Source organism: Pseudomonas sp. Pse79, from assembly GCF_024519615.1.
GTDB lineage: Bacteria > Pseudomonadota > Gammaproteobacteria > Pseudomonadales > Pseudomonadaceae > Aquipseudomonas > Aquipseudomonas veronii.
The window spans coordinates 460,226-479,379 of record NZ_JALJRR010000001.1; the positions used below are offsets into that span (position 1 = coordinate 460,226).

19 protein-coding genes are annotated in these 19,154 nt (G+C 56.2%); 11 read left to right on the forward strand and 8 right to left on the reverse strand.

The genetic code is table 11. From position 1 onward, the window contains the following. Positions 1-55: 55 nt before the first annotated feature. Both NR164_RS02060 and NR164_RS02065 read left to right on the forward strand, forming a co-directional pair. Entirely contained in the window at positions 56-817 is a 762-nt protein-coding gene (locus NR164_RS02060) for a molecular chaperone (protein WP_226926191.1), read from the forward strand. Between the two features lie 118 nt (positions 818-935). Beyond that, entirely contained in the window at positions 936-3,689 is a 2,754-nt protein-coding gene (locus tag NR164_RS02065; RefSeq protein WP_256822196.1) for a fimbria/pilus outer membrane usher protein, read from the forward strand. Positions 3,690-3,774: 85 nt separating this feature from the next. Here the strand turns inward: NR164_RS02065 and NR164_RS02070 are convergent, their stop codons facing one another. The 4 genes from NR164_RS02070 to flgE all read right to left on the reverse strand — a co-directional run bounded on the left by NR164_RS02070 (position 3,775) and on the right by flgE (position 7,051). Beyond that, positions 3,775-4,116: a hypothetical protein gene (locus NR164_RS02070; RefSeq protein ID WP_108524158.1), complete on the reverse strand. Its 342-nt coding sequence runs from the start codon at positions 4,114-4,116 to the stop codon at positions 3,775-3,777. Between the two features lie 194 nt (positions 4,117-4,310). Then, positions 4,311-4,721, reverse strand: coding sequence for a response regulator (locus tag NR164_RS02075; protein WP_132849932.1), 411 nt, complete (start codon positions 4,719-4,721; stop codon positions 4,311-4,313). A 152-nt stretch (positions 4,722-4,873) separates the two neighbouring features. Next, positions 4,874-5,659 (reverse strand): flagellar basal-body rod protein FlgG, encoded by a 786-nt coding sequence (gene flgG, locus NR164_RS02080; RefSeq protein ID WP_057004138.1) that lies wholly within the window; start codon positions 5,657-5,659, stop codon positions 4,874-4,876. Positions 5,660-5,734: 75 nt separating this feature from the next. Further along, on the reverse strand, positions 5,735-7,051 hold the full coding sequence (flgE, locus tag NR164_RS02085; RefSeq protein ID WP_256822197.1) for a flagellar hook protein FlgE: 1,317 nt from the start codon (positions 7,049-7,051) through the stop codon (positions 5,735-5,737). Positions 7,052-7,364: 313 nt separating this feature from the next. Here flgE and NR164_RS02090 point away from each other — a divergent pair, with 313 nt between their 5' ends. Beyond that, positions 7,365-7,871, forward strand: a complete 507-nt coding sequence (locus NR164_RS02090) for an AAA family ATPase (RefSeq protein WP_079445016.1) — start codon at positions 7,365-7,367, stop codon at positions 7,869-7,871. A gap of 87 nt (positions 7,872-7,958) precedes the next feature. On the opposite strand, the gene NR164_RS02095 is transcribed toward NR164_RS02090, so the two are convergent. Next, positions 7,959-8,861: a LysR family transcriptional regulator gene (locus tag NR164_RS02095; protein ID WP_046383487.1), complete on the reverse strand. Its 903-nt coding sequence runs from the start codon at positions 8,859-8,861 to the stop codon at positions 7,959-7,961. 147 nt (positions 8,862-9,008) lie between these two features. On the opposite strand from NR164_RS02095, the gene NR164_RS02100 reads away from it, so the two are divergent. The 5 genes from NR164_RS02100 to NR164_RS02120 all read left to right on the forward strand — a co-directional run bounded on the left by NR164_RS02100 (position 9,009) and on the right by NR164_RS02120 (position 14,495). Beyond that, positions 9,009-9,782 carry an SDR family NAD(P)-dependent oxidoreductase gene (locus NR164_RS02100; RefSeq protein WP_079443861.1) on the forward strand — a complete coding sequence of 258 codons (774 nt, stop codon included), beginning with the start codon at positions 9,009-9,011 and terminating at the stop codon, positions 9,780-9,782. A gap of 43 nt (positions 9,783-9,825) precedes the next feature. Beyond that, the gene (locus NR164_RS02105) at positions 9,826-11,145 is read left to right on the forward strand and encodes an MFS transporter (protein ID WP_256822198.1); all 1,320 of its coding nucleotides are present in this window, start codon (positions 9,826-9,828) and stop codon (positions 11,143-11,145) included. A gap of 319 nt (positions 11,146-11,464) precedes the next feature. Beyond that, positions 11,465-12,196: a GntR family transcriptional regulator gene (locus tag NR164_RS02110; RefSeq protein ID WP_079443860.1), complete on the forward strand. Its 732-nt coding sequence runs from the start codon at positions 11,465-11,467 to the stop codon at positions 12,194-12,196. A gap of 135 nt (positions 12,197-12,331) precedes the next feature. Next, positions 12,332-13,621 (forward strand): MFS transporter, encoded by a 1,290-nt coding sequence (locus tag NR164_RS02115; protein ID WP_256822199.1) that lies wholly within the window; start codon positions 12,332-12,334, stop codon positions 13,619-13,621. A gap of 28 nt (positions 13,622-13,649) precedes the next feature. Beyond that, positions 13,650-14,495 carry an amidohydrolase gene (locus NR164_RS02120; protein ID WP_256822200.1) on the forward strand — a complete coding sequence of 282 codons (846 nt, stop codon included), beginning with the start codon at positions 13,650-13,652 and terminating at the stop codon, positions 14,493-14,495. Between the two features lie 149 nt (positions 14,496-14,644). Here the strand turns inward: NR164_RS02120 and NR164_RS02125 are convergent, their stop codons facing one another. After that, positions 14,645-15,172: a MepB family protein gene (locus NR164_RS02125; RefSeq protein WP_079443858.1), complete on the reverse strand. Its 528-nt coding sequence runs from the start codon at positions 15,170-15,172 to the stop codon at positions 14,645-14,647. Positions 15,173-15,463: 291 nt separating this feature from the next. Here NR164_RS02125 and NR164_RS02130 point away from each other — a divergent pair, with 291 nt between their 5' ends. Continuing rightward, positions 15,464-16,696 carry a site-specific integrase gene (locus NR164_RS02130; protein WP_256822201.1) on the forward strand — a complete coding sequence of 411 codons (1,233 nt, stop codon included), beginning with the start codon at positions 15,464-15,466 and terminating at the stop codon, positions 16,694-16,696. On the opposite strand, the gene NR164_RS02135 is transcribed toward NR164_RS02130, so the two are convergent. Then, entirely contained in the window at positions 16,691-16,984 is a 294-nt protein-coding gene (locus NR164_RS02135; protein WP_256822202.1) for a hypothetical protein, read from the reverse strand. The two genes, NR164_RS02130 and NR164_RS02135, sit on opposite strands and share 6 nt — an antisense overlap. An 85-nt stretch (positions 16,985-17,069) precedes the next feature. Between NR164_RS02135 and NR164_RS02140 the strand changes: the two genes are divergently transcribed. Further along, positions 17,070-17,351 carry a helix-turn-helix domain-containing protein gene (locus NR164_RS02140; protein ID WP_256822203.1) on the forward strand — a complete coding sequence of 94 codons (282 nt, stop codon included), beginning with the start codon at positions 17,070-17,072 and terminating at the stop codon, positions 17,349-17,351. A gap of 82 nt (positions 17,352-17,433) precedes the next feature. Here the strand turns inward: NR164_RS02140 and NR164_RS02145 are convergent. Beyond that, a protein-coding gene (locus tag NR164_RS02145; RefSeq protein ID WP_227778763.1) for an IS3 family transposase occupies positions 17,434-18,653 on the reverse strand; the annotation gives its coding sequence in 2 pieces (ribosomal slippage) (positions 17,434-18,308 and positions 18,308-18,653; 1,221 coding nt in all). A gap of 136 nt (positions 18,654-18,789) precedes the next feature. On the opposite strand from NR164_RS02145, the gene NR164_RS02150 reads away from it, so the two are divergent. Continuing rightward, positions 18,790-18,990: a hypothetical protein gene (locus tag NR164_RS02150; protein WP_256822204.1), complete on the forward strand. Its 201-nt coding sequence runs from the start codon at positions 18,790-18,792 to the stop codon at positions 18,988-18,990. The last annotated feature ends 164 nt before the right edge of the window (positions 18,991-19,154 follow it).

Consider the following 19,154-nt stretch of genomic DNA (forward strand, 5'->3'; position numbering starts at 1 on the left):
GTCTCAAGCGAGGTTGCAGAACCTTGCTTGAGGTCTTTTTTCGGAGGATTGTTTTTTGACCACTTTCATATTTCGTAGTCTCGCGGCCCAAGTCATGCTGGTGACGGCGTGCCTGGGTTTCAGTTTGTCCGCGCAGGCTGCCATTTCCCTTAGTGGTACTCGCCTGATATTTGAGGGTAAGAATAAAGAAGCCTCTATCATTGTTCGCAATGAAGGTTCAAAAGTGCTGGTCCAGTCGTGGATCGAGAGCAATACGCCCGGTGATAGTGGTGAACTACCATTTGCAGTAACACCGCCATTGGCCAAGATGCAACCTAATGGCCAACAACTGTTGCGCGTACTCTATGCAGGCAAGAGCGATTTGCCGACCAATAAAGAGACCGTGCTCTGGCTCAATGTTCAGGAAGTTCCGGAGCAAGTCGAAGGCGAGAATACGCTGCAGTTGGCGATTCGTCAGCGCATCAAGCTGTTCTATCGTCCTGCGGGCATCAGCGGAACGGCGGCCGATGCGGCTACCGGTTTGACCTGGCAATTGGTTCAGCAAGCCGGAAAACCGGCGCTGAGAGTCGTCAATTCCAGTGCTTTTCATGTCCCGATCAATACTGTCGATCTGAGTGCCATGGCGCAGCAGGAAAAACTCTCCACGCCCTTCATGATCGCGCCGGGAGAGACCCATTACCTGACGTTGAAGAACGCTGGCATTTCGCCCCAGGCGCGCCTCAGCTTCAAGGCCGTCAACGATTACGGCGGCGTCGACACTTTCAACGCACAACTTGTCAGCGGCACCCCCGTTCAAGCTCAACGCGCAACGCCTTAACCACACGCCCGAGCGCCTCCCTGGCATCTGTCCCATACATAGCGCTAAGGCTTGCGCTGATTGCCTGAGTCATATGGCTGCGCGTTCGTTTTTTTGAGCAGAATCTCTCGAAACTATCATGTCGATACCTAGCTTGTTTTTCACATCACACATGACCGGCTCGCGACTTCGCATCGGCACTCCGCGTCTGATGCTGTTGAGCACATGCTTATGTTTCTGGATCGACGCTATCGCGGCCGACGGCCTGGTCAAGGCCGTACCGGAGGCCGACACTCAGTTGATTGCCAACGCTACGGCGGTAGATATCACTCGCACCCCCGGCCGGGGGCATGAGGGTTACAACGTCGCGTTCCTGTATGGCATGGGCCAGTCTGCGGATGTGAAAACGTTGTTGATGAGCAGCGACGTACTGCCGGGCATCTATCGGGTCGACATCTATGCAAACAACACGCTGGTCGGACGCCAGGATGTGGTCTTTTCCGAGAACCCCAAGTCCGGCGAGGTCGAGGCGTGTTTCAGCGAGGATCTGCTCAAGCAAGTCGGCATCAACACCGTGGCGTTGCACAGCGAGGGGAAGCTCAAGGCCGACACTGACTGCTATCGTCTGCCTGATCTGATCGATCAAGCCGGTGCGGTCTACGATTCGCCGCGATTGCGCTTGAACCTGAGCGTGCCGCAGGCCGCGATGACCCGCGAGCGCCGCGGTTATGTCGATCCTTCCGTGTGGGATTCCGGAGTCAGCATTGGCTTCGTCAATTACAACCTCAATAGCCGCTACGACTACAGTTCCAGCAATGAAAGCCGGCAATCGACCAACCTGGGGCTGCGCATGGGGCTGAATGTGGGTGACTGGCGTCTGCGCAATAACTCTTCCCAGACTTCCAGTACCGGGCAACCGTCGAAGTTCACCAGCCAGAACACCTACCTGCAGCGGGACATCACGGGACTGAAAAGCCAACTGTGGCTAGGCGAGACCTACACCAATTCGCCGCTGTTCGACGGGGTACGTTTTCGCGGGGTGCAGATGGCCTCCGACGAAGGCATGAGTCCGGATAGCGAACAGGGTTATGCGCCAGTCATTCGAGGGAATGCCGAGTCCAACGCCACCGTTGAAGTGCGCCAGAACAATTATCTGATCTACAGCGCAAACGTCTCGCCAGGGCCTTTTGAAATCACCGACCTCTCGCCGTCCGGTTCCAACGGCGACCTGGAGGTGACCATCATCGAGGCGGATGGCCGCCGTCGGGTGATGCGCCAGGCGTTTTCCAGCCCACCCTTGATGGTGCGTGAAGGGCGGCTGCTGTATGACGCAACGCTGGGGGAGTTCCAGCAGGATTACGGTTCCAGTGAACGTCCGGTATTTGCCAATGGCTCGATGATGTATGGCCTGACCAGCGACCTGACCTTGGCCAGCGGTCTGCAGGCGGCTTCCGGCTTTCAGGCCTATAGCATGGGCGCTGGGATCAATACGCGTATCGGCGCAGTGTCCCTGGACGGAACCCAGTCCCACAGCAGCATTGAGGGTACGAGCAAGGCCGGCCAGCGCTTGCGCCTGCGCTATGCAAAATTCATCGAGAGCACCAACACTAACGTGTCGGTCAATGCCCAGCGCAGCCTCAATGAAAACTTCCGAAGCCTCTCCGACCACGTCTATGCCAGCAGCGCTGCACAGGGGCATGCGTGGTATTCGAGTGAGTTTCCTGATTATTCGTCGACTTCTTCTGCGTACTCGCGAACGCGTCTGGACGTCTATCTGGCGCAGAACCTGGGCAAGGACAATCGCTTTGGCAGCGTGTACCTCAACGGATCGGACGACCGCTATTGGAACAATTCAAGCTCACGCAGCTACTCGGCGGGCTATAGCAACTCCTGGCGCAGCCTGAGCTACAACGTGGGTGTGACCCACGCGCAGAACGTCAGCTCGTCGGTGTATAACAGTCGCTACAGCGACACCACCCTCACGCTTTCACTGTCCTTCCCGTTAGGTGGCGGGGAAAGGCCGCCGCAAGTGTTCATGAACAGCAGCCGGCAGCAGGGCGGCGATACCAGCCTGCAGACGGGCGTCACCGGGACTTTGCCCAGTGACCGTGACGTGAACTATTCGGTGGTCGCCGGCCGGGGAGCGGACGGAACCGGCAATGGCTCGGCATCGGTGGGCAGTAACACGTCCGTCGGCAACATGACGCTGGGTTACAGCTATGGCAATCAGTACCACTCGACTTCTCTGCAAGCCAACGGCGCTATCGTCGCCCATGCCGGAGGCGTCAACCTCGCCCAGCCGCTGAGCGAGACCTTTGCCTTGGTCAAGGTCGAACCGCGCATGGCGGACGTACCGGTGGCGAGCTACTCGGGGGTGAAAACCGGTGCCAACGGTTACGCGGTCGTCCCCAACGCTACGCCATACCGGGCGAACTGGCTGGGCCTAAGCGCGAATGGGATGAGTCCTGACGTCGAGATCGACACGGCCATGCAACAAGTGGTGCCGCGTCGTGGTGCTGCGGCATTGGCTACGTTCAAGTCCAGCAGTGGACGCCGGGTGCAGTTCGAGCTGTTCCGTCCGGATGGCAAGCTGATGCCCTTCGGTGCGACGGTGGATCATGACGACGGCCAGCGCCTGGGTATTGCCGATCCACGCGGACGGGTGCTCGCGTTGCTGAGCGATGAGCAGACTTCGGGTGAGCTGCTGATTAGCTGGGATAACAATCAGTGCCGCGTAAGGTTTGCTTTGCCGGAGAAAAAAGCCGGGGAGAACTATCAGAGTCTTTCTCTGAAGTGCAACGCAGTGACTCCGACGCCAGACAAGCCTGCACCTGCACCGAAAAAGATCAAGAGTGCCGTGCCGAGCATTGCGTTCTATCAGCCTCCGCAATAACCATCGACTTCGCCATGTCCATGAGCGTTATGGACCTCAATTGCGCGCCGCCCTCGAGGGCGGCGCTGCCTACAGAGCGCGAGGCTCAGAAGTAACTCAAGGTGATTCGGTAAGCGTCATGCGAAGCATCTTGGCTGAGAACAATACCTTTTCCCGTTGAACTCAGGTGCCGCCAGACAACCACATCAGTATCCATGCTTGCGGTGACCAGCGACGTCATTTCACTGCGCTCGCACTGGATGGCGAGCGCGGAGGGGAGGGTGGTGTGGAAGGGGGAGTGGAGGGGTTGGCATTGCGCCGCTTCTACGATTGCTCCGCTGAACTTAATCTTGCCCGTCGTAACGGCCTCTGCGTTGGCCTGATTAATCACGATAGGACTAATAAGCAATGTAAGTAACACCATTAGACCGGGTTTTATGGTATTCATGGTTTTCTCCTGCTAGTACTGGGTCGAGAATCGAACCAGGCTACTGCTATCTAATTCAACGGCACCTTTTTCATAAACTTTAGGGTCGGCTGATTAAATACAGTGCGCAGTAGCAGCGGAGCATTGATACGATCGGATCGTGTTCTGAGAGGTCTTATCCTGAATGGGGCTGCTTGATTCCCGCGTGACTTCGTTCAATACGGATATCGGACGGTGTCCTGCACTGGAATGGAATTATCTGTTGATGAGATTATCCATTGGAGTTCCGCGCGATCGACAAAAGTCGCATCGCAAATGGTGACTTTACCGCAACGAATGACCGACCCGGCGACCAGCTTTTCGCTGCCATAGATCAATGCAGAGAGAATCTGCGGGGAGTCGAGGCAAAAAGCCAGTGGGGCAAAGCTGTTCTGGTTGCTGAATTTCTCGTTGAGAATCAGTACATCAAACGGCGCATACGCATAATCTACCAAGCGCCGTAATTCCGTAATGGATTGCACTGGTGCAATCCGGTGATAGCCCAATTGGTTCAATACCCTTTCAATTCGCAAGCGAAAGAAATGCTGTTCATCGGCGATGAGAATTCGTGATGACTTATGTATCATTTTTACAGCCCTGCGCGGTAAGGTATGCAGTAGAGGAAACTTATTCCTACAACAGCCCAGCCTAACGATGCTGTAATTTTTATTATATGGGACGAGTATTAAAAACAGCGCGCACACAGTAGCGACGTCTACGAAACCCCGTGACGTTTCAATCAAAGACTCTTTGTAAGGTTGCCTAGCATCTCTTTTGCGGTAGAGACAACTTTGGAGTTCATTTCATAGGCTCGTTGAGTGGTGATCATGTTGACCATCTCTTCAACGGTACTCACGTTTGAGGTTTCCAAGGTGCTCTGCAATGTTGTGCCGATACCATTGACTCCTGGAGTGCCGACTTGAGGAGCCCCGCTGGCGGCGGTTTCCAGAAAGAGGTTGGCGCCTTGTGCTTGCAAGCCTGCCGGATTAATGAAATCGGCTATCTGCAGATTGCCAATCACCTGCGAGGCAGGGCTGCCGGCGACAGTGATCGATACAGTCCCGTCCTGGCCCACGGTGAATGTCTGGGCGTTGTTGGGGACAACGATCGCCGGTTCCAGGGCGAACCCATTCGCGGTGACGATCTGACCGTTTGCATTTAAGTGGAACGTGCCGTCCCTAGTGTAGGAAAGGCTGCCGTCGGGTTGCAGTATCTGGAAAAAACCACGCCCGTTCAGCGCCAGGTCCAGAGGTTGACCGGTCGTTTGCAGGCTGCCGGCAGAGAAGTTTTTCTGGGTGCCGACGACATGCACCCCGGTGCCTAGTTGCAGGCCAGAGGGCAGTGCGCTGTTCTGGGTTGACTGTGCGCCTGGCTGTCGTTTGATCTGATAGACAAGGTCTTGAAACTCGGCGCGATCACGTTTGAAGCCGGTAGTCGAGACGTTCGCCAGATTGTTGGAAATAGTGGTCAGGTTAGTGTCCTGGGCAGAAAGCCCGGTTTTTGCGACATACAGTGCAGGCAGCATCCAAATCTCCTTGGCGGCGGTGGTGCGGGGTCAGGATCTATCGAGTGGAGCAAACAATGGACTTCCGACCACGCCTCACGTCATCTGGAGTAACGTCTTGTTAATGGTGCTCTCGGTCGAAATCGTCTTGGCGTTTGCCTGGTAGTTGCTCTGGGCCTTGATCAGGTTCACCAGCTCGGTGGTCAGGTTAACGTTGGAGTTCTCCAGAGCATTGGCGACGATCGATCCCAGTGTTCCGGCCTGAGGGACGTCATAACCCGGCTGGCCAGAAGCGAAGGTTTCCTTCCAGGTAGTGCCACCCGCCGGCTGCAGGCCTTGCTCGTTGTTGAAACTGGCCAGCGACAGCTGGCCGATCGCTTTACTTTGTTGGTCGCTGAACGTGGCGAACATCACACCGCTACCGTCGATTTTCAGGCCGGTAATTTGCCCCGTCGCGTAACCATCGGTGATCGGCGGGTTGCGATAGCTGGCAGAGTTGTACTGTGTAATGTTGCCCATGTTGATCGCAACGCCACCCGGGTTGGCGGCAGCGCCGTTATCTTTCCATGCGCCATTGACCAGCGCGCCCGGCTTCCAGTCGGTAATCGTCAGGGTGGTCTTGGACGTGGTGGAGGGCGGTACTGTAATAGTCGAAAGGGTGCCCGACGTGTCAAATGTCAACAGTGAGCCGCTGGGCGCGACACCGGCGGGGCCACTGATCGCCGTGCCGTCTGGATTGCGTCCATCGATCAGCGTGTAAGACATCCATTTATTGGCGTCCGTCTTCACCATGTACTGCACCATAGCGTGCGAGTTGCCTTGGGTGTCGTACAAGGTGGTGCTGTATTGGGTCGTGAAGCTGCTGGTGTCGGTTGGGTCGAACGGCTTGGTGGCTTGGTTGATCGCCGGCGCAGACGCGTTCAGGTTGCTGGTGGAGTCCACCTTGCTGGAAGCCTTTGGCGGCAGGTTCGACAGGTTCAGCCGCAGGTCGGTCAACCCGCCCTTGATGATCTTGCCGTCGGCGTCTGCGGCGTAGCCTTGCAGGCGAGAGGTGCCCGTATTGTTGGTGATGTAGCCATCTTTGTCTGCGCTGAAGGCACCGTTACGGGTGTACTGCAGAGAGCCGTCGCTGCCTTTCTGCACAAAAAAACCACCGCCTTGGATCGCCATATCCAGTGTGCCGCCACTGCCGTTGACATCGCCTTGAGTGAACTGCTGGGACACAGCGGACAGGTTCACACCATTACCGATAGCGTTACGCCCAGTACCCAGCTTGGCAGCCGCATAGATATCAGCAAATTCTGCACGGGATGATTTGAAACCGGTGGTGGCGACGTTGGCGATGTTATTGCCAGTGACATCCAACTGTTTGTTGGCCGCAAACAGCCCGCTGAGCCCAATATTAAAAGACATAGCCACTCCTTATTTTGCCATTCGGTTTGAATTTGAAGCAGGGGGCTGATCTGGCCGGGATTGAAGCATGGGGTTGCTGAGACACCCTTGGAGTATCTTTTTCAGGCCGTCAGTTAGTCATCCAAGCGCCCACCGCTTAATCGGCGATGACATTAGAGATCCTGATTGTGCGCAAAGAATGTCGGGTTTTATGGGAGGAACCGTGGAGGAATGATGGAGGCGTCAGATTTCTTGTGGGAGGCATAACTTAAACGGTGATCTGATGACCGACGTTACAAGGTACATTGTGTTCGCACTCTTCCAAGGACAGACAATGCTTATCGTATTCAGCGGCCTTCCGGGCACTGGAAAAACCACTATCGCCAAGGCCCTCGTCGCTACGACAGGCGCCCTCTACCTGCGGATCGATACGATCGAACAAGCGATTCGAAACTCCGGTGCTCTTGCGCAAGACGTGGGGCGCAGTGGCTACATGGTCGCTAATGAACTTGCCCTGAGTAATCTTCGTCTAGGCCGTATGGTCATCGTTGATTGCGTAAATCCAGTCATCGAAAGCCGAATGGCGTGGAACGAAGCCGCCTCGAAAGCGGGTGTTCGGTTGGTAAATATTGAAGTGATTTGCTCGGATAAAAACGAACATCGGCGCCGGATAGAAACGAGGCTGGGTGATATTCCCGGGTTGATTCCACCAACCTGGCAATCTGTGTTGGATCACGAATATGAAGCGTGGGCCGAAGCGCCGTTTTGCATAGACACCGCGCTGACTTCGCCGGAGCAAGCAGTATCGATGCTCACCGAAGGCTTATTGCCCAGTGAGTAGTGGCGGCTAATGGGAGCTTAGTCTGCGGTGAGGGCAGGGGAGTTTGCGCACTTGCCTGCGGCGCGGCGCGAGCAACCGCTGTTTTCGCTAGCGAAAACGCTCGGCAGCGGGGTCAGCCAACAGCTCGTTCACCAGGTTGAATACGGTGTTCTTCACCGGACTGTCCAGATCAACCCAGGCAAGGCCGGTCGTTGCCCGGTAATCGCCCAACTCCAGGGGCTTGGACATCACGTTGGCGGGCAGGGCACGCCCGGCACGAGCCGGCAGTAACCCGACGCCGAGCCCGGCGGAAACCAGCGCGAGCATGGTGGTGAACTCGCCGAGTTCCGATGCTATTTCCAGCTGCGCGCCGTGGGTGCTCACGGCATGCATTAGGCCATCGTAAAATCCGGGTGCATAGCGTCTGCCGAGGACGAAAACGGGTACGTTTGCCAGCGCTGTGGGGTGCAGCGTGCCGCACACAGCCAGAGGATGATCGCCGTGCAAAGCCACTATGAAGGTCTCCCGTAGCACTTCCAGGGTTTGAATGCCCGGGGCCACGGCCGGCAAACGCATCAAGCCGAAATCGAGCTGGCCATTTTTCAGCGCCGCTGTCTGATCCGGGCCCGGCATGTCCTTGAGTTCCAGTTCAATCCGCGGGAATCGTTGATGCAGTGAGCGGATCAAGGTGGGCAGCAATTCGGGTAATACCGAGGAGACGAAACCTAAACGCACGCGACCTATTTCACCGCGCCCTGACGCCCTGGCCACGTCCGCTGCATGGGCCGCTTGATGCAAGGTCGCGCGCGCCTCTGGTAGGAAAATCAGTCCCACTTCGGTCAAAGCGACCGAGTGCCGACTGCGCTCGAACAGGCGCACCCCCAGTTCTTCCTCGAGCAACTTGATCTGCATGCTCAGCGCCGGTTGAACGATCGACAGTTGCTGCGCGGCTCGACCGAAGTGAAGCTCCTGAGCCAAGGTCACAAATGCTCTCAAATGTTTGATTTCCATCTGAATACTCCGAGCTTTCAGGGGCTGTTTCGCGCTTATCATGAATTTTGATCACGATATCATTAATGACGATTGGACGTGACCGCTGGGCTGCGATGAAGTGACGGCAAGGCCGAAAAAAACAAATGGCCATTTGTGGAGAACAGCATGTCATTCAATACCAGTAGCTTCCAGCTTAACGGGCGCAGGGCCCTGATCACCGGTTCGGGCAAAGGCATCGGGCTTGAACTGGCCAGAGGCTTGGGAGCTGCGGGCGCCACTGTGGTGATCAATGATCGTAATAGTGACAGAGCGAAACTCATCGCAAGTCAATTGCGTGACGAGGGTGTAAGCACAGAGATCGCGGTGTTTGATGTCACCGATCAGGCTCAGGTTTTCGAAGTGATCAATAGCTTTGAGGCGCAGACCGGAGCCATCGATATCCTGGTGAACAATGCCGGCATTCAGCGGCGGGCACCGCTGGAAGATTTTGCCGCGAACGATTGGCACGAATTGATGCGGGTCAATCTAGACGGCGTCTTCCATGTGTCCCAGGCAGTCGCCCGGCACATGATTGCCCGGCGTCGCGGCAAGATCATCAATATCTGCTCGGTTCAGAGCGAATTGGCCCGGCCGACGATCGCTCCTTATGCGGCGTCGAAAGGTGCCGTGAAGATGCTCACCAAGGGCATGTGCGCCGAATGGGCGTGCCACGGTATTCAGGCCAATGGGTTGGCACCTGGCTATTTCGCGACGCAGATGAACCAGGCGCTGGTAGACAATCCGGAATTTTCCCAATGGCTGTGCAAACGCACGCCCGCGGGCCGTTGGGGGCGCGTCGAGGAGTTGTGTGGTGCCGCCGTATTTCTCGCATCCGCTGCCTCGGACTTCATCAACGGCCAAACGATCTTCGTCGACGGAGGCCTGACAAGCGTCGTTTGAATGTTACTCCCGCCGCAAACAACAACAATAACAGGGGACATCCATGAGCAACCTCAAAGAGCAGGTAGCGTCGCTGGTCGATATTGCCGGGCAGGCTACCGACGAAAATCGTCAACACGTCAAAACCAAAAGCTTCGCACCCAAGCGTTGGCGGTATCTGATTCCGCTAATTTTCATTACCTACAGCCTCGCGTATCTGGATCGCGCCAATTATGGCTTTGCCAGTGCCGCGGGCATCGAGCAGGACCTGGGTATCACCAAAAGCATGTCCTCGTTGATCGGGGCCCTGTTCTTTCTGGGCTACTTTTTCTTTCAGGTTCCGGGCGCTATCTACGCGCAGAAATACAGTGTGCGCAAATTGGTGTTCTGGAGCCTGATCTTGTGGGGCATCTGCGCGATGGCCACGGGGCTGGTGACCAATATTCCGATGTTGATGGTGATCAGGGTGTCGCTGGGCATCGTCGAGGCCGCAGTGATGCCCGCCATGCTGATTTTCATCAGTAACTGGTTCACCCGCAAGGAACGCTCGCGTGCCAATACGTTTCTGGTTCTCGGCAATCCGGTCACCGTACTTTGGATGTCGGTGGTCTCGGGCTATTTGATTCACGCGTGGGGCTGGCGCGAGATGTTCGTGATTGAAGGCGCGCCAGCAGTGTTGTGGGCGTTCATCTGGTGGCGGCTGGCGCGGGACAAGCCCGAGCAGGTCGACTGGCTGACTCAGCAGGAAAAAAACCAGCTGGCCGCGACACTGGCAAACGAACAGAAAGGCATGAAGGTGGTGCGTAATTACCGCCAGGCGTTTACCAGCCCGGTGGTGATCCAACTGTGCTGCGTCCACGCGCTGTGGAGCGTCGGGGTCTACGGATTCATCATGTGGCTGCCGACGATCATCAAACAAGCCGCGGCTACGGATATTGTCACGGTAGGCTGGTTGAGCGCTGTGCCTTATGTCGCGGCCGTGGCCGCCATGCTTGCGGTGTCTTGGATGTCAGATAAATCCCAGCAGCGTAAACATTTTGTCTGGCCGCTTCTGGCGCTGGGTGCGCTGGCATTTTTCTGCTCCTACTTGCTTGGCCCGAGCCATTTCTGGTTGTCGTTTGCTTTGCTGAGCATCGCCGGGGCGGCTTTGTACGCGCCTTATGGACCATTTTTTGCGCTGATCCCGGAAATTCTGCCCTCCAATGTTTTCGGTGGCGCAATTGGTTTGATCAACGCTTGCGGGGCATTAGGTGCCTTTGTGGGCTCATGGATTGTCGGCTACCTGATTGGCCTTACCGGCAACCCCGGAGCGGCCTATATTTTCATGACCGTCGGCGTACTGTCCTCGGCGTTGCTCATGGCTTGGGTGAAGGTGCGGCGATGAGACACAAAATTGACTGCGCGGTTGTCAGCGATCCTGGCAATGCGTCAGTAGCCGTTGTGGTGATCCGCGATCAGTGCCGCCCTCAAAATCCTTGAGCAGGGCAGCGGTGTGGCTCAAGCGTTGATGGACAAGATTTGCGGGGGGGGGGCAGGGGAGACAACGGTGAGGATTTCCGAGTCGAACTGACGCAGATTGGCTACGGCTTGGCCCCGCCATTCGTCAGCAAAATGTTTTGACCCTTATTGACAGCCAAGCTGTATGGGGAAATACTCACCTCTATATTCATATATATGACTAGATAACAAGGTGAATAAAGTCGATGAATGCTCTTTCCAGTGATGTTCGCCTGCCGCTTTACCAACGCCTGCGTGACCATTTGGCTGAACAGATCGCCAACAATCGCTGGCGTCCGGGGGAAGCGATTCCCACCGAAGCTGCGCTTTCAGCGGAATACCAACTGTCTACTGGCACCGTGCGCAAAGCGGTCGATGCATTGGTCAGTGAAGGTATCCTGGAACGTCAGCAAGGTCGAGGCACTTTCATTCGCCGGCCTCAGTTCCAATCTTCGCTGTTCCGATTCTTCCGTTTTCAAACCGCTGCCGGCGAGCGCCGGGTGCCAGAGAGTCGCATCCTGTCGATCGAACCGGTGACCGCGCCCTCGGCGGTGGCCCAGGCGTTGGGGCTGCCACTCGACGCGCCGGTGATCCGCATTGTTCGTGTGCGTCTGCTCGATGTTCAGCCGGTGCTCGCCGAAGAAATCTGGTTGCCCCGCAACCGCTTTCAGCCGCTGCTGGAGATCGACCTGAGTAGCAAAGGGCCGCTGTTGTATCCGATCTATGAAGAGGTCTGCGGTCAGGTCGTCGCCTCGGCCGAAGAAACGCTGACCGCTGAATCGGTGAATGACGTGCACGCGCGATTGCTGCAAGTCCCGGTCAACAGCCCGGTGGTGGTGATCGAGAGGCTGGCGCGTGATTACGCCGGCACACCGCTGGAGTGGCGTCGTTCTCGCGGGCATGCCGAGCACTTCCGTTACCGCGTGGATATTCGCTGACCCGTGCCTGGGTAGCGTTTCGTTCAGCGGCGAGTCGGTCGCCGCTGGTTTGATCGTTTTGTTTGTTCTGACTGGCCTCGTAGCGGCGCGGTTCGCTCTCGGCTGCCTCACGTTCCACCTATAAGGATAAGAATCATGTTTAGCTGGTATCGCCAAGTCACTCCTCGGGAGCGCAAGACGTTTTGGGCCTGCTTCGGCGGATGGTCGCTCGACGCGCTGGAGGTACAAATGTTCGGCCTGGCGATTCCGGCGTTGATCGCCGCGTTCGCCCTGACCAAGGGCGACGCGGGGCTGATCAGTGGTGTCACCCTGGTCACTTCAGCCATTGGTGGCTGGGTAGGGGGGACGTTGTCCGACCGCTACGGCCGGGTACGCACACTTCAGTGGATGATTTTGTGGTTCTCGGTCTTCACCTTTCTGTCCGCGTTCGTGACGGGATTCAATCAGCTCTTGATCGTCAAAGCGCTCCAGGGTTTTGGCATCGGTGGCGAATGGGCTGCCGGCGCAGTGCTGATGGCTGAGACAATCAACCCTCAATATCGCGGCAAGGTCATGGGAACGGTGCAAAGCGCCTGGGCCGTAGGTTGGGGCCTGGCGGTCGGGGTGTTTACGCTGATTTACTCCTTTGTACCGCAGGACATGGCCTGGCGTGTGATGTTCCTGGTCGGATTGCTGCCGTCGTTCCTGATCATCTGGGTACGTCGCAACGTCGAGGAGCCCGACAGCTTCCAGCGCCTGCAAAAAGAAAACGCCATCCCGCAAAGTTTCTTCAAATCCCTGGCCGGCATTTTCCGCCCTGAACTCATCCGCGTGACGCTGTTCGGTGGTCTGTTGGGCCTCGGCGCGCACGGCGGCTACCACGCAGTGATGACCTGGCTGCCGACGTTCCTCAAGACAGAGCGCAACCTGTCGGTGCTGAACTCTGGCGGCTACCTCGCGGTGATTATCTTCGCCTTCTGGTGTGGCTGTGTGGTCAGCGGATTTTTGATCGACCGTATTGGCCGTCGCAAAAACATCGTGTTGTTTGCGTTGTGCTGTGTCGTCACCGTGCAGTGCTATGTGTTCCTGCCGCTGACCAATACCCAGATGCTGTTCCTGGGGTTTCCGCTCGGCTTCTTCGCGGCTGGCATTCCGGCGAGTCTTGGTGCGCTGTTCAACGAGTTGTATCCAGCGGACGTGCGCGGCGCCGGTGTCGGTTTCTGCTACAACTTTGGTCGAGTGCTTTCCGCGGTGTTCCCGTTCCTGGTCGGCCACATGAGCGACTCCATGTCCTTGGGGGCTGCAATTGGCATCGACGCAGGGGTCGCCTACGGTGTGGCGGTGATCGCGGCACTTTGCCTGCCGGAAACCCGTGGGCGCAGTCTTGAGGCCTCGACTGCACCGGTGCAAACCACGGTCGACGGCAACGAGACCGCCCGGGCCTGATGACCATTACCTTCGATAGATGAAATCCATGCCTGATACCTGTCCTGCGCCGATCACCGGCATCGACTCCCACGCTCATGTGTTCAGCCGCGAGCTGAACCTGGCCGCTGCACGACGCTATACCCCTGGCTACGACGCCACACTTGCGCAGTATCTGAAGCACTTGCAAACCCATGGTCTGAGTCATGGTGTATTGGTGCAGCCGAGTTTTCTCGGCACCGACAATAACTACCTGCTGGCGGCGCTGAGGCAGGTGCCGGAACGATTGCGAGGGGTAGTGGTGCTGGAGCGAGGTGTCAGCCGCGTCATGTTGAACGACATGGCTCGGCTGGGCGTGGTCGGCATTCGCTTGAACCTCATGGGCAAAGCCTTGCCTGACTTTCACGACGCTACCTGGAAGGACTTCTTCGGCCACATCGCTGAACTGGACTGGCACGTGGAGTTGCACCGCCAGGTGGAGGATTTACCGAAACTGATTCGTCAGCTGATGCCGTTTGGGATCAAACTCGTCATCGATCACTTGGGGCGTCCGGACGCGCGTTTTGGCCTTGATCAGCCAGGTTATTCCGAGGTGCTGGAACTGGGGCTGAGCGGGCAAGTGTGGATGAAGGTGTCCGGTATCTATCGACTGGAAGGTACGCCACAACAGAACCTCGAGTTTGCCCGGATGGCGTTACCGCTGCTGGAGCAGAGCTTCGGCCGTCGCCGTTTGGTGTGGGGCAGCGACTGGCCGCACACGCAACATGAAGAAGGCGTCGGTTTCGATACGGTGATCGATCAACTTCAAGCACTGGAGTGCTCGACGGAGCTTATGCGTGCGCTGCTAGTGGACTCGCCACGGATGTTATTCGGGTTTGCAAAAGGCGAAAGTTGAAACTTACGCGTAAATTTCTGGCTACTTCAGACCTTTCTTAGTTGTAGAGAGGGAGGAGGGAAGGAGTATATAAATAACTCAACTAAATGACTATTTAGTTGAGTTATAACTAGCAGTCATGAGAGAGGGGGCTGGAGTAGGGTATACGCTCACTTTAACGAGGACCTGAACAACGATTTTATGTGCTGTAACGAAGTCTGGTCTGAGGGTTCAACTGTCACGAAATGCTGGAGTTGCCACCGCTGAGTCTGTAACGCTTGCTTGGCAATAGGTCGGCTCCAGGGCGGATACACACGTAAAGCACGCTTGCCACCGACGCCATTTATGGACATCACGCCATGGGACAGCAACGTTGCACGGTCAAATACAAACTGACCACTTTGTTCGGTGCCAGTCGCGTGGATCACAACGAAGTCGATATTATCGTTGCTATCCAGCGGAGTAATCACACTCGTTGCACAGGGTCGTTTCCACAGCGTCACGAACTGACCAATCTTGGTCGGCGTGGTTTTGGCGACACGGAACACAACCTGGCGAGTACCCAGCATGAATCGACAACCGCCATACTCTCTAGCCTCAACGTCAGGAGAAATATCTTCTGAGCATTTCAAGCCAGCCGGCAGATAAACCGCATCAATCGCAGCAAACAAACAACTCGGTACGACTGACGTGCCCATGGATGGAACCTTGATGGATTGGATTGCAGCAGATGCGAACGTAGCGAGAAGATGTGTGTATTGCAGCGAACACATCAACAGACGCCACTGGTTCTAAAAGAAGCGTACCACCCACCCAAAGTCAGAATCTACTGCTACGCATAATGTATATTATGTTAAACGAGGTGCTATGTTAAATATGTTCATGAGCAGCCTAAAGCCCTGATTCGACAATCCCGCTTCTGACGTCCACTCTCTCAACGGGCCATGTACGTTGTGTTCATGGTGAACCATTGTATGAGGTGGCTGCCGATGAAGCTGATTCAGTGCCGTTACGCTTCTGGTCAGCGTGTACCGCTGCTCGTGCAGACCGGAGATGCGGCGCCGTTGCCCAAGCTCGTTCCGTTCATCTACGTCCAACTCAAGCTAAGGTACTGCGCTTGCAACACTGCTGCAGCGCACCTACGTGCGATCCAGGCTTTCTACGCCTATGCCAAAAGCCGAGATCTGGATATCGATGAGGCCATCTTGGCCTGCCACTTTGAGGCGATTCTGTCTTTATTAGACGGTTACGCCATCTGGCTCCAAAGCGGCCGTCAAGCCGATAATCTTGTCGCCCGAATCGGCAAAGCTACAACGGCACCTTTTCCACAGATTGATCCGCGCACCCGTGACCAGTACCTGCGGTTGCTGAAGCGGTATCTTTCCTGGTGTGTCACCCGTTACATCCCGCGCGCCCGTCAGGGCTCGACCATCCAGGCTAACATTGAGGCGGTATTTGCAGATGTCGCTGACGTCATAGAACGACGCTTTGAGAGCCATATCATCAATGTTCGTCCCGACCGCGCTCGTTACCGCAGCCTGACAGATCCGCAACTCCAGATCATTCGCACATTGATTATACCGGGCGCTGTGGAGAATCCGTTTCCGGAACGACTGCGGTTGCGCAATTGGCTAATGATTGAATTGATGCTGGAGACTGGTATCCGCCGTGGAGAGCTTCTGAAGCTCTACGCCACGGATATCAATCAGGGTTCTCAGCATGCTTATCTCAGCATCAATGACCGCGAACATGACCCAGAAGATCCGCGCGCTGAAGAGCCTGCACTGAAAACACACGGGCGGACCGTAGGTATCTCCACACAGTTGTATGAGGTCTACGAGCGCTATATCCAGCGCGAGCGACGCCCACTGCGTGACGGAAAACCGATGAAATTGCTGTATCGCTATTTGTTCATCTCTGACCGAGGCCGCCCGTTGTCGATTCGCGCACTGTCTAACGTCCTCGATCGGCTATTTCTGACCATTGAACTGGCTCATCCAGGGTTGTTGCCTACACTCTCTGCGCATGACTTTCGCCATACCTTCGCAGACCGTTTCCTGGCCTATCTGGTCGAAACACGCGGTTATGATTTGGAGCGGGCTACGGATGAACTCCGGCGGGTCTGTGGCTGGTCCGATGCCTCGACCATGCCACGACGTTATGCAAGTCGTTATCTAGCAGAGTCGGCCAATCGCCATAACGCCGAGCGAGCCTCGTCATAACAGCCTCTCCATCTTCCACCCATCACTTCCGTTCAGATAAGCCGGTGAAACCAACTGCGCATCCAACAGCCAGATGTCTGCTCCCTGTTCGTTAAGTAGCTTCTCAAGCGCTGAAATGCTGGGAAGCATAACCATGCTAGTCAACGCTTCACCGCCTTGTTGTCGACCCACTCTGACGTAAAACCAGGGACAATGAGTGGTCTGCTCAACGTACTGCCAGTACTGGATAGAGTCATCACCCAGGTACGCGCTGAGGAAAATCTCTGCTGGTTTGTGAGTGATGAACATAGCGCCATCCCAAAAGTGAACACTATAGATTGTAGCCCTATAGAGCTCGCGAAGGCTTCATCGTTCCTTTTGCGAGGTCGGCAATATGGAACTGAAACAGGCATTTGGCGCGGCCCTGAAAAAGCTGAGATCGGAGAGGAAGCTTTCCCAGGAAGATTTCTCCGACGTCAGTAGTCGTACCTATCTCAGCACCCTAGAGCGCGGTCTGAAGAGCCCTACGATCGAGAAGGTAGACGAGCTAGCATCTGTAATGGACGTTCATCCGCTGACCATCCTCGTAGGCTGTTATCTGCTTCAGGACAATCCGATCACCCTCGACGAACTGTTTTCCCGAATTCGAACGGAACTGCCAAGCGAGATGCAATGAACATCTTATGGATCACGTTTCATAAGCAAAGGGGATCAACGGAAGTGGACTTGCCCCTATCAAACCGGACACCAACTCCCCGTTAAATTGATGCTGCTGCCAAGCGCCTAAACTCTCTTGGTGACCGATATTTCAGCGCGCTGTGCGGATGCTGCTCGTTGTAATGCTCGAAGGCAATCGTCAGATTGCGCAGCGCCGTTTCTCGATCCGGTTTGGGCATATGCGCAACGTAATCACGCTTGATCGTCTTCACGAAGCTCTCTGCCATACCGTTGCTCTGGGGGCTTCGCACCGGTGTAGTTACCGGCTGTAAGCCGATCTGGCGAGCAAACAGACGCGTCTGCTCGGCGATATAAGCCGAGCCGTTATCGCTCAGCCACTGCACCGGCGTGCTTGGCAGTTGATCGCCAAAACGCTTCTCCACGCTTTCCAACATCAAGTCTCGGATGTCATCACCGCTGTAGCCTGTTGGGCTGGCGACCCAGCCGATGGCTTCTCGGTCACAGCAGTCCAGAGCAAAAGTTACACTCAACTTCGCACCATCGTCACAGCGGAACTCGAAGCCGTCCGAGCACCAACGAGTGTCGCTGGTTTGAACGGCGATGCGGCCTTCATGCCGGCGTTGCACGCCAGGTTGCTTGATGCGTCGTTCCAGCAACAGATTGTGGTCGCGCATGACGCGATAGACCCGCTTTACGTTGATCGGTGGCCGCGACCGGGTTTCACGTTCGCGGCGTAACAAGCCCCAAACGCGGCGGTAGCCATAGCTTGGTAGCTCGCTGACTTGCTGCTTGATCTCAGCGACCAATTCCGTATCGTTCACGAGCCGACGTCGCCGTACTTTGGGCGATACCGATTGCTTGATTCGAACCGTTAGTTGCGAGCGCGACACACCGAGACATTTGCTGACCAGTTTCACTGGTCGTCCCCCGGCAACAAGGGTGAGTGCGCAATCCATTTTCGCGACCGGGCAATCTCCACGGCCTCTTTTAGGACTTCGGCTTCCATCGTCTTCTTGCCCAGCATCCGCTGCAATTCGCGGATCTGCTTGAGCGCATCGGTCAGTTCCGACGCCGGTACAACGGCTTCGCCAGCACTGACCGCCGACAGACTTCCGTCCTGGTACAGCTTGCGCCACAGGAACAGCTGATTGGCGTTGATGCCGTTGCGTCGGGCCACCACGGACACGCTTTGTCCCGGCTCAAGACTCTCGCGAACCATGGCCAGCTTCTGGTCGGTGCTCCAGCGGCGTCGGCGTTCCTGGCCGAGCAGCTCACCACCCTTATCGTTGCTGTTAGTCATAAACATACCCGTTTGCCTATCCCTTATCGTAAGGGGGAAACGGTGTCCTGTCTTTCATGGGGCTCGTTCAGGAAGACTGTGGGTTGTAAGGCTTGTGCTAGCATCCAATTTGATCCGAAGATCGAGGTCAGCAGCGATGGAGCACCCAGTTCAGCCGGAAAATAGCCTCTCTGAGATTTTGGAAGGCAAGCAGAAACGCCGTGATGCGTTAATGCTTGCTGTTAGCCTTGCGTCGCCGTCTGAGTTAGAAGCGCCTGCTCAGCGTTTGAAAGAAGTGATGAAAAAACCTGCTGCATCGCGCCGTCAACGCATTCCCCCACCAGAGTTCGCACGATAGGCGAAAGTACGATTTCTGCCATCTTTGAAAAACAGCGCTACCGTGTCAATCGTCGGCGTCTGCCCCGTACAGTGGATTGCCAACGTTGAGGACCAAATCTACCGCAGTTGGTGCCAATAGTCCGCGTGCCAACTGACGGGCTCAAGCTCCCTCTTGGTTATCGG

What these genes read in the sequence shown, in the direction of transcription:
- NR164_RS02065 (WP_256822196.1), top strand. Translation starts at nt 936, where the DNA reads ATGTCGATACCTAGCTTGTTTTTCACATCACACATGACCGGCTCGCGA.
- NR164_RS02070 (WP_108524158.1), bottom strand. Translation starts at nt 4,116, where the DNA reads ATGAATACCATAAAACCCGGTCTAATGGTGTTACTTACATTGCTTATT.
- NR164_RS02075 (WP_132849932.1), bottom strand. Translation starts at nt 4,721, where the DNA reads ATGATACATAAGTCATCACGAATTCTCATCGCCGATGAACAGCATTTC.
- flgG (WP_057004138.1), bottom strand. Translation starts at nt 5,659, where the DNA reads ATGCTGCCTGCACTGTATGTCGCAAAAACCGGGCTTTCTGCCCAGGAC.
- flgE (WP_256822197.1), bottom strand. Translation starts at nt 7,051, where the DNA reads ATGTCTTTTAATATTGGGCTCAGCGGGCTGTTTGCGGCCAACAAACAG.
- NR164_RS02090 (WP_079445016.1), top strand. Translation starts at nt 7,365, where the DNA reads ATGCTTATCGTATTCAGCGGCCTTCCGGGCACTGGAAAAACCACTATC.
- NR164_RS02095 (WP_046383487.1), bottom strand. Translation starts at nt 8,861, where the DNA reads ATGGAAATCAAACATTTGAGAGCATTTGTGACCTTGGCTCAGGAGCTT.
- NR164_RS02100 (WP_079443861.1), top strand. Translation starts at nt 9,009, where the DNA reads ATGTCATTCAATACCAGTAGCTTCCAGCTTAACGGGCGCAGGGCCCTG.
- NR164_RS02105 (WP_256822198.1), top strand. Translation starts at nt 9,826, where the DNA reads ATGAGCAACCTCAAAGAGCAGGTAGCGTCGCTGGTCGATATTGCCGGG.
- NR164_RS02110 (WP_079443860.1), top strand. Translation starts at nt 11,465, where the DNA reads ATGAATGCTCTTTCCAGTGATGTTCGCCTGCCGCTTTACCAACGCCTG.
- NR164_RS02115 (WP_256822199.1), top strand. Translation starts at nt 12,332, where the DNA reads ATGTTTAGCTGGTATCGCCAAGTCACTCCTCGGGAGCGCAAGACGTTT.
- NR164_RS02120 (WP_256822200.1), top strand. Translation starts at nt 13,650, where the DNA reads ATGCCTGATACCTGTCCTGCGCCGATCACCGGCATCGACTCCCACGCT.
- NR164_RS02125 (WP_079443858.1), bottom strand. Translation starts at nt 15,172, where the DNA reads ATGGGCACGTCAGTCGTACCGAGTTGTTTGTTTGCTGCGATTGATGCG.
- NR164_RS02130 (WP_256822201.1), top strand. Translation starts at nt 15,464, where the DNA reads ATGAAGCTGATTCAGTGCCGTTACGCTTCTGGTCAGCGTGTACCGCTG.
- NR164_RS02135 (WP_256822202.1), bottom strand. Translation starts at nt 16,984, where the DNA reads ATGTTCATCACTCACAAACCAGCAGAGATTTTCCTCAGCGCGTACCTG.
- NR164_RS02140 (WP_256822203.1), top strand. Translation starts at nt 17,070, where the DNA reads ATGGAACTGAAACAGGCATTTGGCGCGGCCCTGAAAAAGCTGAGATCG.
- NR164_RS02150 (WP_256822204.1), top strand. Translation starts at nt 18,790, where the DNA reads ATGGAGCACCCAGTTCAGCCGGAAAATAGCCTCTCTGAGATTTTGGAA.